General features: G+C 71.1%; 10 protein-coding genes. 6 read left to right on the top strand and 4 right to left on the bottom strand.

What is annotated here, in order from left to right:
• Positions 1–6 precede the first annotated feature (6 nt).
• Positions 7–1,158 (bottom strand): GDSL-type esterase/lipase family protein, encoded by a 1,152-nt coding sequence (locus tag ACZ3II_RS10120; RefSeq protein ID WP_465517269.1) that lies wholly within the window; start codon positions 1,156–1,158, stop codon positions 7–9.
• Between the two features lie 322 nt (positions 1,159–1,480).
• Here ACZ3II_RS10120 and ACZ3II_RS10115 point away from each other — a divergent pair, with 322 nt between their 5' ends.
• Both ACZ3II_RS10115 and ACZ3II_RS10110 read left to right on the top strand, forming a co-directional pair.
• Positions 1,481–2,173, top strand: a complete 693-nt coding sequence (locus ACZ3II_RS10115; protein ID WP_465517268.1) for a DUF4097 family beta strand repeat-containing protein — start codon at positions 1,481–1,483, stop codon at positions 2,171–2,173.
• 120 nt (positions 2,174–2,293) lie between these two features.
• On the top strand, positions 2,294–3,394 hold the full coding sequence (locus ACZ3II_RS10110) for a S1C family serine protease (protein ID WP_465517267.1): 1,101 nt from the start codon (positions 2,294–2,296) through the stop codon (positions 3,392–3,394).
• A 22-nt stretch (positions 3,395–3,416) separates the two neighbouring features.
• On the opposite strand, the gene ACZ3II_RS10105 is transcribed toward ACZ3II_RS10110, so the two are convergent.
• The 3 genes from ACZ3II_RS10105 to ACZ3II_RS10095 form a co-directional block, all read right to left on the bottom strand.
• The gene (locus ACZ3II_RS10105; RefSeq protein WP_465517266.1) at positions 3,417–4,349 is read right to left on the bottom strand and encodes a carboxypeptidase-like regulatory domain-containing protein; all 933 of its coding nucleotides are present in this window, start codon (positions 4,347–4,349) and stop codon (positions 3,417–3,419) included.
• Between the two features lie 503 nt (positions 4,350–4,852).
• Positions 4,853–5,317, bottom strand: a complete 465-nt coding sequence (locus tag ACZ3II_RS10100) for a hypothetical protein (protein WP_465517265.1) — start codon at positions 5,315–5,317, stop codon at positions 4,853–4,855.
• Positions 5,310–8,696, bottom strand: a complete 3,387-nt coding sequence (locus tag ACZ3II_RS10095) for a CHAT domain-containing protein (RefSeq protein ID WP_465517264.1) — start codon at positions 8,694–8,696, stop codon at positions 5,310–5,312. The genes ACZ3II_RS10100 and ACZ3II_RS10095 overlap by 8 nt, the downstream gene beginning before the upstream one ends.
• 90 nt (positions 8,697–8,786) lie before the next feature.
• On the opposite strand from ACZ3II_RS10095, the gene ACZ3II_RS10090 reads away from it, so the two are divergent.
• The 4 genes from ACZ3II_RS10090 (at position 8,787) to ACZ3II_RS10075 (ending at position 12,371) form a co-directional block, all read left to right on the top strand.
• Positions 8,787–9,083: a hypothetical protein gene (locus tag ACZ3II_RS10090; RefSeq protein ID WP_465517263.1), complete on the top strand. Its 297-nt coding sequence runs from the start codon at positions 8,787–8,789 to the stop codon at positions 9,081–9,083.
• Between the two features lie 122 nt (positions 9,084–9,205).
• Positions 9,206–10,204: a glycosyl hydrolase gene (locus ACZ3II_RS10085; protein WP_465517262.1), complete on the top strand. Its 999-nt coding sequence runs from the start codon at positions 9,206–9,208 to the stop codon at positions 10,202–10,204.
• Between the two features lie 77 nt (positions 10,205–10,281).
• A complete protein-coding gene (locus tag ACZ3II_RS10080; protein ID WP_465517261.1) occupies positions 10,282–11,808 on the top strand; it encodes a diguanylate cyclase domain-containing protein in 1,527 nt (508 codons plus the stop codon).
• Between the two features lie 125 nt (positions 11,809–11,933).
• The gene (locus ACZ3II_RS10075) at positions 11,934–12,371 is read left to right on the top strand and encodes a hypothetical protein (RefSeq protein WP_465517260.1); all 438 of its coding nucleotides are present in this window, start codon (positions 11,934–11,936) and stop codon (positions 12,369–12,371) included.
• Positions 12,372–12,829 lie beyond the last annotated feature (458 nt).

The raw sequence follows: 12,829 nt of genomic DNA, 5'->3' as shown, positions 1-12,829 counted from the left end.
GACGGCTCACGGCGCAATGAATCCGGCCAGGGCGTCGGCGGTGAACGCGGCCCCTCTGTCGGTGGTGTGCAGCAGGTCGTCGCAGTACAGGCCGTGAGCGTTGTCGATCGACGGGGGCAGCTGACGGGCGGCCAGATCGAAGTAGACGACGCCGGAACCGCCGCCCGGCCCGCCGGTGTCCTCGGCCGCGATCTCCTGCCAGGCCCGGGTGAACACGGCGAAATCCTGTTCGGGCTGCCCGGCGACGACCCGGGGCGACCCGTAGATGACGAACGACGGATCGGTGCCGGCCGCCGACCGTACCGCAGCGATGATGTTCGTGATGTTGTCCTTCATCACCGTGGCGGGCACGTCGATGCGCCAGTCGTTGACGCCGAGCTGCAGGATCACCAGATGGGGCCGGATCGACCGCAGGCGGGGCGCCCAGCCCGCCACGTTGCCGGCGAAGTCGCCGCTGGTCCGGCCGCCCTGCCCGCCGTTGAAGACCTGAACGCCGCGGTCCTCGTCGCCGTCGAAGGTCGCGAACCCGTGGATCGCGCTGGTCCCGGTCCGGTTGGTGACCACGATCGTGTGCTCGCCGCGGGCCATGAGCCCGGACGTCCACCGGGCGTCGCGGTCGACCGTCCCGGCCGCCGTGGACACCTCCCCCACCTGGCGGCCGTCGATGTGCACCGAGAACGCGCCGCCGCCCGGCATCGCCGTGAACCACACCTGCGCGCTGGTGCCGGTGAACGTGTAGGCGGCGCTCTGCCCGGCCCGGTCCATCGCCCACGTCTTCAGGCCCCAGCCGGCGGTCTTCACCTTCAGCCCGCCGCCGGTCAGGGTGACCGGCCAGTGCTTCGGCACGCCCCACGCCGCCACGTAGCCACCGCCGCCGCCCGCGCCCGCGACCGGGAACGCCGCGCGCAGGTTCTCGGCGAGCACCTCGGGGTAGCCGCGGCCGTGCCGGGTCACGCCGACACCCTCGCTGGTGGAGGAACCGAGCACCGCCACCACGGCGGGGGCGTAGCGCCGGTTGGCGAGCGCGGCGTGCCAGGTCAGCAGCGGGACCACGAGGGACGGGCCGGCCGCGCGCGCCGACTCGGCCGCCACGGCGGCGACGGCGACGCCGCCGGCCAGCAGGCCACCCGCCCTGATGAAGGTACGGCGATCGGTCACGGTCACCCCTCTGACACGAGTACGGCAGGTCCCCCGCCTGCCTGCCGTCATGCTGGCACCTGCCGTCATGCTGGCACCTGTCGTCCAGCGTGACCGATCCCGTCGTCACCATGCGGGTGACCTGTGCGGGGTGACGCCCGGTCAGGGGGTTTCGTTCGGCATGCTCATCGTCGGCGCGGGCCCGCAGGTGAGGATTGCGGGCGGCGGCACACCGTACGCCGGAAGGGCCCGCCGCACTGTCGGGCGCACGCCAGAACCCGGCCTCCGCGAAGGCGGGCACTCGACCTTGCCCCGCCGCGGCGCCCGCTGCCAGCGTGGGGGCATGCGCGCCCACATCAACCCGCGGGGTCCGCTCGTGCTGCTGGTGGCGCTCGCCGCCCTGCCCGGCTGCGCCGACGTGGCCACCCGCACCGACGAGCAGTCGTACCGGATCGATCAGCCGGTCGACGCCCTGGTCGTCGACGCCCGCGCCGCCGCGGTCACGATCGAGGCCGGAACCGGGCCGATCACGGTCACCGAACGGTACCGGTACGGCGACACCCGGCCGGTCACCGCGCACCGGGTGGACGCCACGACGCTGACGCTGACCGAGTCCGGCTGCGGGAACAACACCGTCGGGTGCGGCGTGGAGTACCAGATCCGGGTGCCGGCCGCCACCGCCACGACGGTCACCGCGGAGGCCGGCGCGGTGACCATGACCGGGCTGGCCGGCGCCGTGCAGGTGACCACCAAGGCCGGCGCGGTCCGCGGCACCGGCCTGACCGGCGAGAAGGTCGGCGTGAGCACCCAGGCCGGCGCCACCGAGCTGACGTTCGCCGAACCGCCGGCCGACCTGGTGGCGCGGGCCCAGGCGGGCGCGATACGCCTGCGCCTGCCGGCCGGCGTCGCCTACGCGGTCACCGTCGGCACCGGGAGCGGCCGTTCCCGGGTCACCGTCGACCAGGACCCCGCCTCCGCGCACCGGGTCCAGGTCACCACCGAGGCCGGCGCCGTGACCGTCGAACCCGCGCCCTGAGGCGCTGCCCATGGCCCGCCTCATCGGCAGCCGCCGATTCATCCCCGGCGGACGATGCCGGGGCCGGGGCGGCGGCACTTTGCTGAAGGGACGTGTGTCCCGAGGGCGGAGGTACCGACCGTGACCGAGGTTTCGACGAGCCGTTCCGTCGGCCGATCGTGGCTGTTCTGGGCCGGCATGGCGGTCGCGCTGGTGCTGGGCGCGGTCATCGGCGGTGTCGTCGTCGCGGCGAACCGGCCCTCCGAGGGCGCCGCGCCGGCCGCGGTCGCGGCACCGGACACGGCGGTCTGCTCGGCGACCGAGGTCGCGGAACGGACCCTGCCGTCGGTGGTGACGATCTCGGCGAGCAACGGCCAGGCCGCCGGCACCGGATCGGGGGAGATCATCCGGAATGACGGCTACATCCTGACCAACAATCACGTGATCTCGCTGGCGGCCGACGGCGGCGAGGTCAGTGTGCTGTTCAACGACGGCAGGTCGGTGCCTGCCGTCATCACCGGCCGCGATCCCCTGGCCGACCTGGCCGTCATCAAGGTCGACGGCCAGGCGTCGCTGCCGGTCATCACGTTCGGATCGTCCAAGAGCGTCGTGGTGGGCCAGCCGGTCGTCGTGCTGGGCGCCCCGCTCGGGCTGTCGAACAGCGTCACGTCCGGGATCGTCAGCGCGCTGAACCGCACCATCGAGGTGCCCGGCGACGACGGGCAGACGGCAGTCCTGGTGTCCGCGGTGCAGACCGACGCGGCGATCAACCCCGGCAACAGCGGCGGCGCCATGGTGGACTGTTCCTCCCGGCTGATCGGCGTGCCGTCGGCCGGCGCCACGGTGCCGGACCCGGAGACGGGCGGCGGTGGTGGCGGCAGCATCGGCCTGGGGTTCGCGATCCCGGCCGACCTGGCGAAGGCGGTCTCCGACGAGATCATCGCGACCGGGCGGGTCACCCACGCGTACTTCGGCTTCAACCTGGTGACCGTGCCGCCCGCCGCCACCCCGAACGGCCAGGGCGGCGTCTTCGTCCGGTCGGTCGTGCCCGGCGCGCCGGCGGCCCGGGCCGGGCTGCAGGCCGGCGACATCATCACCGGCGCCGACGGGAAACCGGTCACCAGCACCGAGGACATCGCCGCGATCACCATCGCCAAGAACCCGGGCGACACCGTCACCATCGCCTACACCCGCGGCGGCCAGGCGGCCGAGACCAGGGTGACCCTCGCCGCCGCGCCCTGAGAAGGCGTGCCCCGCCCGGCGGTCAGCCGATCGGGGCCGGCACCGGCAGCAACTGGTCGTCGATCGTGGTCTCAGTGCCCAGTTCGAGCGTGAACTCGGTGGCGGTCTCCTCGGAGGGGGCCTGGTGTGCCCACTGCTCGCGTCCGTCGGCGAGGACGAACTGAACCTTCACCGTCTCCGGCCACAGCTTGTCGACCCGGTAGCGGCCGTCGGCGTCGGTGGTCGTCCACGGGTCGTCGATGTTCCACGGAAGGTCGATCCGGACCTGTGCGCCGGCGACCGGCGCTCCCGCGGCGTCGACAAGGCGACCGGTGACCGACGCCGGCTGCACCAGACGCTCGTCGACCCGGATGGTCTGCCCGGGCGCCACCGGGTAGGCGGTGGCCTGGTGCTCCGAGAAGACGCCGGGCGAGTACTGGGCGACTCTGCCGTTGACGAACCTGACGATGTACGACGTGCCCGGTCGCAGCGGGGCGGAGTAGGAGCCGTCAGCGGCGGTGACGGTCTCCGCCCACCCGCCGAACACCTCGGTGCTGTCGACCCTGATGTGGACCCCTGCCGCCGGATCGCCGGTCGACGTGGTCACCGTCCCGGCGATCCGGCCGGGCGGGGTTACGGTGCTGACGGCGCGGGTGGTGCGGCCGGCCATGATCTGATACTTGGCGGACGCCTCCCGGTCGTCGACGTTGCCGGGCGCCCAGACGGACCAGGCGCCGGCCAGGCCGATCTGGATCTCGTAGCCGCCGGCCTTCAGGTGGGGAGCCCGGAAACGACCGGCGGCATCGGTCGTGAGCGCGGCGATCGGGTCCCAGTTGCCCGCCTCCGCATAGATCCAGATGTTGGCGCCGGCGACGGCGGCTCCGGTGGTGTCGACGACCCGGCCGGCGAGGCTGCCGGTGGAGGCGGCCGCCGAGGCGGGCGCGCCGACCGCCGTCATGGCCGTGACGGCGGCCATGACGGCACCGGCAACCCTTCGGGAGAAACGCACTGTGAAGATCTCCTCACGTTCGGATATGACGCGGACGAGGCTATCGATCATCCACAGTGGTGTCACCGCATATATGAGGTTCGTTACTCAGAAGCCCGGATGGTCATACGATCTGGCCGGGGGTGACGCCGAAAGCCGCTCACGAGTCCGGCCGGTCGAGGCGGAGAAACCGCCCGAGCCGCGAGCGCGGCCACGGCGGCGTCCAGTGCGGGGCCGGTGACGGCCGGATCGGTCACCGCGACCGGATGGCCGGGGCGTTTTCTCCCACAGCCCGATCAAGGCCGGGACGGCGGGTTCGTGCCGTACCGGCCGCATTCGCGGACCTGATCGGCCATCGGCCGCCAGCCGGCGGCACTCTCATCTCCAGCCAAGTCGATCACCAGGCCCACCCTGGGTGTGCTGTCCAGGAGAGTTGGTCGAGGTTGTATGACGTCTCGCCCTGATCTCCCGGACAGGTGGAATGGGGCTGTCTAGGTGCTCTGACCACGGAGTTTGGCGAGCAGCCCGGCGACCCGCCCTCCGGACGCGGCTTCGTCCAGCGGCCCCTCGTCCGGCCCGGACCGGTAGAACTCGCGCATCAGGAACGCGGCGGCCAGGGTGATGGCGACGATCTCCGGGAGGAACAGCGCCTGGCCGGCCTGTTCCACCGACTTCACGAACAACGGCGCGGTGTCGGGACGCCGGGCCAGCGTGGTCAGCATGGCGAGCCGCAGCAACTCGCCGCGTTCCGCGGTCCGCGCCAGATCCGTGGCCTCTGCCGCGAGCCGGTCCGCCTCCCCGGGATCCTCGAAGTCACCCCTCCACAGGTCGGTGACGTCGACTTCCAGGTCGGCGTCGAGAACGTCCATCAGGTAGACCTGTGCCGCCTCGTCGAGCGCCTTGCCCTGGAGCCGGGCGAGCAGCTCACGGGCGTGCGCCACGTCGTTCTCATCCATCGACATCCCCCTTCGCCGGGTTGACGGGGCCCGCATGGCCGTGCAGCACGAACGCATCGACCAGGCGGGGAGGCAGCGAGTCGCGCAGCGCGTCCCGGGTCAGACGGAGCTGGGCCGCCAGGGGCAGATCGGGGCTGTCCAGACAACGGCCCAGCAGTTCGTTGACGAACCGCTGCGCCGGACCGGCGGCAACCGGCCACAGCGGCGCGACGAACGAGAGGACACCCGACAGGAGGAAGGCTCGTGCGAGCCCTACCTGCTCGCCGCCCGCGGTAGCGGCGGTGCTGCCGGTCATGCACGCCGTGGAGAGCACCGCGCGGCAGCCGCTGCGGGAACCGGCGAACTCGCTCCAGTCGTACAGATAGCGGTTACCGTACGCGGAGTCGCGGAGCACTTCCGTCGACGAGGGCGGCGCCAGTTCCCCATCGGACAGGACCAGCGCGAACCGGGAGTCGGCGGGCGCGGCGAAGCCGTGGCAGCTGACCTTCACCCAGGTCGACCTCTCGATCAGCCCTGCGACACCGGCCCGCGTCGCCTCCCTCTGCGCGACCACCTCGTACGGTGCGCCGCGACGCTCACACGCTGCCCGGAGCTCCGCGCCGCCGGCAGTCAGGGCGTCGATGAGACCGGGCTGGTCCCCATGGCACCAGCAGCGGATCTCGCCCACCGTCCCCGCGGGGGTGTCTCCGGCCGCCGCGGCATGGGCGAGCGCCACGGCGACCGAGAGGCTCGGGCTGACCGCCAGGTCGAAACCCGGCAAGGCCAGGTGGAGCGGTATCCCCAGCATGGGCGCGGAAGGGATGACGGTCAGCGGTGCCGTGACGTCGAGCGGCAGTCCGCCGATCGCTTCCGCGACGGCGCCCTGGACGGCCCGGAACGCAGCGATATCGGCGATGAGGTCGGACGGTTCTAGGATGAGCGAGCGGTACATCCGGCCGACGATCCGCGCACCCACTCCCCGGACGATGCCTGTACGCAGAGCGCCGCCGCGGTGCACGGTCACCCCGCGATCGTCCACCTCCGCCAGGAGGGGAAGCTGAACGTCGCCGCCGTCGAGCCACTGCAGGATCCGCAGCCTGGTGCCGGCCGGCGCCCGCGGGTCCCCTGTCACCGGCAATCGCTCGCGCGCCATGCGCACGGACAACTGCAGCGAGGAGCCGAGGTCCGCTACGGCACTGAGCAACCGGTCGTCGACCTCCCCGGCCGGCGCAGTCGCCAGCAGAGGGCTGAGGTTCCGCATGTCCGACAGGGTGTCGGCCAGGGTGACGGTGGTGGAGGACTCCCCGGCTGCCCTGCCCATCATGCCCGTCACGAACGCGGCGCTCTGCCGCACATGCCGGTCGGCGTCATCCCATCGCCGATCCTCGATGGCCATCTCGGCGGCGACAGCGGCGGCGTGCAGCCCCAGAACCGGCTGCCGCAGGTCGGTGAGCGCCGCTTCGAGGGTCCGGCGGGCGAGACCGGGATCGCCCGCCCGGCGGACGGCGTCGGCCCAGGTGATGCCGAACTCCGGGTCCGTGGCGGCCCGTGCCGGGAGATCGAGTTTTCCGGCGAGCTCCAGCGTCGTCGCTCGTGCAGCGGCCGGGACGTCGCCGGCACGCAACGCGGTTGCCGCCGCGGCGCCGAGCATGAGCAGTTTCTCGCGTGCCGAGACGAACGGGCTGTCCTGCACCGCCTGGACCTGCGGCCCCTCCTCGCGCCGGCCCAGCGCCCGCGCGTTGGCCATCCGGACGTGCATGAAGCGGGCCGTCTGATCGTCGAAGGGCTCGGCACCGGCGAGCTCGGCCGCCTCGTCGAGAACCGGTTGCGCCTCCTGCCACTGGCCGTTGCGCTGCAACGTCAGCGCGAGCCCGAACAGCAGGTCGAACCGCTCCCGTCCCTCCGCTGCGGCCAGCAGGTCGCGGAACGCGGAGACCGACGCGAGAAGGTATCCCGCGTCGCGCAGGGCCCGCGCGCGGTTCGCTCGTACGACTCGGGCGTCGTCGTCATGGCCGTGCCCGCCGAGCAGCCGGAGCGCTTCGTCGTACGCTGCCAGCGCCTCGTCCGCGCGCAACAGTGCCCGCAGCGCGTTGCCTCTCTCGTTGAGCAGGGCCGCCGGCCCGCCGGTCCCTTCCCAGCGCAGAGTCTCCGCCGCCCGGTCGAGCACGGCGAGGGCCCGGCTCGGCTCACCCTCGACGGTCCACCGCTTGGCGATCCGCCGCAGGAACGGAACGACGAACGCGGGCCGGGACGCGCACCGATCCAGCAGGATGGACAACATCTCCATGGCCTCGGCCAGCGGCACCGCCCCTGCGAAGTGCGCGAGCGCGGCAGCAGTCGTCGCGTCATCCTCGGTGGCCGCCGCGAGAACGCTCTCGACGAGAATCCGGGCGTTGCCGGTGCCCTCCACCCGTAGTCGATCCGTGTAGCGTCGCAACACATCTTCCGCACAGCCGAGGACGCGGGCCACAGTGATCATCTCGTCGATCGCTGCGGCGTCCTCGAGGCGCGGCCGGCCCGCCATGATCGCCCGGAAGACGTCCTCGCCGTCCACCAGCCCTCGCCACATCGCCGGATCGTCGTGCGGGGTGACGCCGGCCCGGATGCGTGCGACCATGCCTTCGGCCAGCTCCCGCCGGCGCGGTGCGCGGCGACTACCGGCCGCGGCGCCGAGTGCGGCGTCAAGGAGCACCGGATCGCCGCGTCCCTTGCCGCCGGCTATGAGGGTGGCGATGGTGAACAGCACCGTCTCGTCCTCGAAGCAGGCCGGCACGAAGTGCTCGTCGATCGCCGCGAACGGATCGAAGCCTTCCAGCGGCGTCTCCGCCAGGACCTCGAAGAAACCGATCGCCAGTTGGAACCGCCGCGCCTCATCCAGCAGGTCCCGCGCCTCCTCGCCGGAGGCGCCGCCGGGGACGCTGGTGATCACCAGGAACCCGGGCCTGCCGCACAGCGCCAGCGCCGCGTGATAGTCCCGGTCACGTCGCCCGGCCGGCGCGAGCAGCGGGTGCCCGGCATGGGGCGGCTCGGACAGTGCGCCGAAGCGGATCGGGGCGAGCGCCGCGAATCCCGCTTCCGTCCGGAACCGCTCGACGTCGCGACAGATCCGTACGGTCCAGTCCTCCGGCAGGCTCGCGGTCATGCCGCTCACCTGCTCGTCGGTGAAGGACTCCGGCGGGCGCAGCAGCGTCAGCCGCGCGGATCGGAAGGTCACCACATAGATGCGCTCGACGCGTTCGTTGGGGGCGTGACATCGCCGGCACACGGCGAACCGAGTGGCCCCGGTGACGATACGCTCGATGTCGTCCAGGTCGTGCGGGAAGCCCGCGGAGATCATCTCGAAGCCGCTCCCCTCGACGGGGAACCCACACTCGCACTCCACCGAGCTGACGCCGGCCATAACCCGAACGTACGCCGCGGGTCACCGGTGGCAACCAACTGTCGGTTGCCGGACGGTGATGCGGCGGGTCCGACGCTCCATACTGGCCCGGTGGACGACCTCGGGCGGTTCGCGACGCTGGCTCAGGTGCTGGCGACCCTCTTCGTCGCCCTCGCCGTCGAAGAGAGCGTCGTCGGCGTCCTCAAGCCCCTCCCTCGTCTCGTGCGGGCGATCATCATCGTGGTGCCGTACCTGACGCTCATCGCCGACATCTGCGTGCTGACCGAGGGAAAGGCCGACCTCTTCGGGATACCGCGGGGCTTCCTGTACGGGGCGAACGTGATCGCGTGCACCGTCGTCGTCGCTGTGCTGGGGATCGCTCTGGTCAGGCGCACCTCCACACGCTGAGCCCGACAGCACGGCGAGCCGGCGTCGCTCGTTTTCGAAATGCTTAGATTATTAATCTAATGTTGACACGGGTGCGGCGACCGTCACATGCTGGCCATCGAAGTCCCCCAACGGAGGTTCTGATGAGACGTACCCGTCCCGTGTTCGCGGCAGGCGCCGCTCTCGTGCTGATCGGCGCCGCGCTCCTTCATCAACCGGCGAGCGCCGAAGCCTTCCCGGCCACCTCGAAAGCCACGGTGCTCAACTACCTGCGGTCGATCACCGGCACCTCGATCGTCTCCGGGCAGCACAACAAGGAACCGGCCACCGCGCCGAACCAGTACACCCAGCAGGCGTACTCCGTGACCGGCCAGTGGCCCGGCCTGTGGGGTGGCGAGATGATGTTCCGCGCCACCGACCAGGCCAACCGGCAGCGCGTCGTCGACGAGGCGAAGGCCCAGTGGGCGGCCGGTTCCCTGGTCGCGCTGACCTGGCACGCCTGCTCCCCCACCGGCCCGGTCACCTGCGAGTTCGAGGGTGGCGTCAGGACCAGGATCACCGACGCGCAGTTCCAGCAGGTCGTCACCGGCGGCACCGCGCTCAACAACACCTGGCGCAGCCGGATGGCGGCCGTCGTCCCGTACCTCAAGCAGTTGAAGGACGCCGGCGTCCCGGTGCTGTGGCGGCCCTTCCACGAGATGAACGAGACCTGGAACTGGTGGGGCGGCCGGCCGGGCGCCAACGGCGGCTCGAAGATCTTCCAGCAGATGAAGGACTACTTCGACAGCCAGGGCCTGGACAACCTGATCTGGGTGTGGAACGTGCAGGACAACCCGACGGCGAACTGGGCCCAGTACTACCCGGGCGCGAACTACGCCGACGTGGTCAGCCTCGACGTCTGGTACAAGAACCACCCGTCGTCGTCGGACTACTCCCAGATGCAGTCGATCGCGGGCGGCAAACCGATCGCGATCGCCGAGATGGGGAAGGTGCCGACCGCCTCGCTGCTGACGAGCCAGCCGCGCTGGGCGTACTTCATGGTCTGGTCCGAGCAGTTGCGCGGCAACAACTCGAACGCCGAGATCCAGGCGGCGTACTTCCATGCCCGCGTGCTCAACCGCGGCGAGGTCCGCATCGGCTGACCTCTTCCCCGCACTCCTCCTCACCTCACCGGGCCCGTGGCCGATGGTCCGGTGAGGTGACAGGGAGGACGCGGGCGATGCGATACGCAAGTGGCCGGGCAGGATTCGTCCTGCCCGCCGCCGTCTCCGGGACGGCGGCTGTGCTCAGCGTCGCCTGGTTCGCCGCGAACGCGCCGGCCCCGTGGGGTCCCGGCTGGCTCGGCTGGATCTTCGCGCCCCTGGTCATCCTGATCAATCAGGCACAGATGGTACGGCTGGCGCGCAGTCCCGGCGTCTCCCCGGAAGGCCGGCGCTTCTGGCGGCACCTGGCCGCCGCGCAGATCGTGATCGTCACGGCCGCGCTGGTCACGGCGTACGACACCCTGTCGGACCCGCCGCATGTCACCCTCGACGTGCCGGCGAACACGCTGTTCGGCATCGCCATCCTGATCGTGTTGTGGGCGCTGCTGCGGCTGCCGTCCCGCGACCCGATCCGCGGCACCGCGGTGATCCGGTTCGGTCTGGATGCCGCCGTGGTGGTGCTGACGGTCGGGTTGTTCGGCTGGCACCTGTACTTCCGCAACTACGACCAGCTGGTGTCGGCGGTCGGCGAGCCGGAGCCGGTGCTCGGGCTGATGCTGTTCGCGTGCGCGGCCGCGCTGGCGTTCAGCAAACTCGCCATCGCCGGCGCCCGCGGCGTCGAACGGCGCACCCTCTACTATCTCGGCGCGTGCGTGGTGGTGTCGGCGCTGGTCGGCGGGCTGCTGCCGCGGCTCGCCGCGCGGCCGGACCTGAATGCCGTCGCGGTCAGCGTCCCGGTGACGTTCTTCCTGTTCAGCCTGGCGATGGAGCGGGAACGGTCGCTGCTCGGCCGCCCGGTCACGGCGCGCAAGCCTCGCCGCCCGTTCAGCCTCACGCCGTACCTGGCGGTCGCCGCGACCGACGCCCTGCTCCTGCTCACGCACGGCAGGTCCGCGGTGGTGAACGTGATCGCGGTGGCTCTGACCGGGATCGTCGTCGGCCGGCAGATCCTCGCCTTCTACGACAACGCCCGGTTGCTGCGTGAGCTGGACAAGACCCTTGCGGAGGTACGCGACGCCGAGCGCCGCCTCGCCTATCAGGCCAACCACGACTCCCTGACCGGACTGGTGAACCGTCGCCTGTTCGAGCAGCGCCTGGACGCCGCCCTGGAATCGGCGGAGCCGTTCGCGGCGGTGCTCATCGACCTGGACGACTTCAAGGGCGTCAACGACCGTCTCGGCCACCACGTCGGCGACGGCCTGCTCGTCACCGTCGGCGAGCGGCTCCGATCGGCGGCCGGTGACGGTGACGTGGTCGCCCGGCTCGGCGGCGACGAGTTCGCGCTGCTGCTCGGCCCGGCCTCGGCCGCCGGCCCGGACGCGCTCCTCGACCGCCTGACCGCGGCGATGGCCGCGCCGGTCTCGGTCAGCGGCCACGAACTGCCGGTGCGGTGCAGCGTGGGCCTGGCCGCGAGCTGGCCCGGTGCGGATCCGGTGGAGGTGCTGCGCCGGGCCGACGTCGCCATGTACGCCGCCAAGGCCGCCGGGAAGGGGCGCAGCGCCCGCTACACCCCATCGATGGACGCGGCGCTGTCCCCCACCTGAACCGTAACGATGTCGAGAATTCCTCCCGCTCTTTCAGGGTCCGCCGAACGTAGGAATCGATGATTCCCTGAAACTTGCCAAAATGACCGGGTTGCCGAAATACGCTCCAGCAGCCAGGGGAGAACATGAAGTCGGGGATTGTACGGATCAAGGCCGTGACCATGGCCGTGGCGTCGTTCATCGCCATTTCTGCCGCACCGGCGAGTGCCGCCTCGGGATCGTCGCTCAACCAATCCTGGGGGTCTGCGAAGGTCAGTGCCACGTCGACGTCGCGGCCGGGCTTCATGCAGGGCTACGACGTGGCGATGGAGGTTGAGGTCAGCGACCTCCTCAAGAACGGCAAATGCGTTTACGTCGAATATCGGATCATCACGTCGTACGGCCGCGACGGTGATTCCACGATCGCGACCGCATGCAATCGGCAGTCGGTGCAGCGCAATAGGACCGTCGTCGTCGGCAACAACAAGTTCGGCCCGAAGGGGCACCCCGGCGCCGTTGAATTCAAGATGTGTCACGCCGTATGGGGTGTCGATCCCTGCATCAAATCGAAGGTGTTCTTCTAGCGGTCGCTGTCATGTCCGTGCCGCCCGCAATAGCTCGACCGGGGGCACTCGCGAGTTCCCATGGAGCGCTGCACGAGTGGCGATCTTGAGCGGTGGGCAACCGGGCACGGCTGTCGCCCGCGATCTTGAGCGGGGGCACCGACCTCTCTGGCCCAGAATCGGCAAGGCTCGCGATCTTGGGCTCGGAACACCGGCTTCCCGGACCGAGGCGCACAAGAACGGGCGCGATGCTGATCTTGTGCGCCTCGGTCCGGTGTCGAATCCCCAAGATCGGGAAGCGCCCCGAGCGTCGCGTCCCATCGCCCACGCGAAGGCCTGACGGGCCGGCTCTCATCCACCGCGACGAAGACATCGACGGATGCAGGTCACGTCCGCTGGCGTGGTGTAAGAGGCGGCCAGCGCTGATCCGTGTGTGTTGATCTTATGCGGCGATTGCGGTCGTTTCGACGATTTCGGTG

This window comes from Actinoplanes sp. NPDC019969 (genome assembly GCF_055562375.1).
This window is presented reverse-complemented; position numbering and strand designations above follow the sequence as displayed.

Excerpts from the sequence above, each read along its gene's own strand:
- ACZ3II_RS10075 (WP_465517260.1), top strand. The coding sequence starts at position 11,934 with ATGAAGTCGGGGATTGTACGGATCAAGGCCGTGACCATGGCCGTGGCG.
- ACZ3II_RS10080 (WP_465517261.1), top strand. The coding sequence starts at position 10,282 with ATGCGATACGCAAGTGGCCGGGCAGGATTCGTCCTGCCCGCCGCCGTC.
- ACZ3II_RS10095 (WP_465517264.1), bottom strand. The coding sequence starts at position 8,696 with ATGGCCGGCGTCAGCTCGGTGGAGTGCGAGTGTGGGTTCCCCGTCGAG.
- ACZ3II_RS10100 (WP_465517265.1), bottom strand. The coding sequence starts at position 5,317 with ATGGATGAGAACGACGTGGCGCACGCCCGTGAGCTGCTCGCCCGGCTC.
- ACZ3II_RS10115 (WP_465517268.1), top strand. The coding sequence starts at position 1,481 with ATGCGCGCCCACATCAACCCGCGGGGTCCGCTCGTGCTGCTGGTGGCG.
- ACZ3II_RS10085 (WP_465517262.1), top strand. The coding sequence starts at position 9,206 with ATGAGACGTACCCGTCCCGTGTTCGCGGCAGGCGCCGCTCTCGTGCTG.
- ACZ3II_RS10105 (WP_465517266.1), bottom strand. The coding sequence starts at position 4,349 with ATGGCCGCCGTCACGGCCATGACGGCGGTCGGCGCGCCCGCCTCGGCG.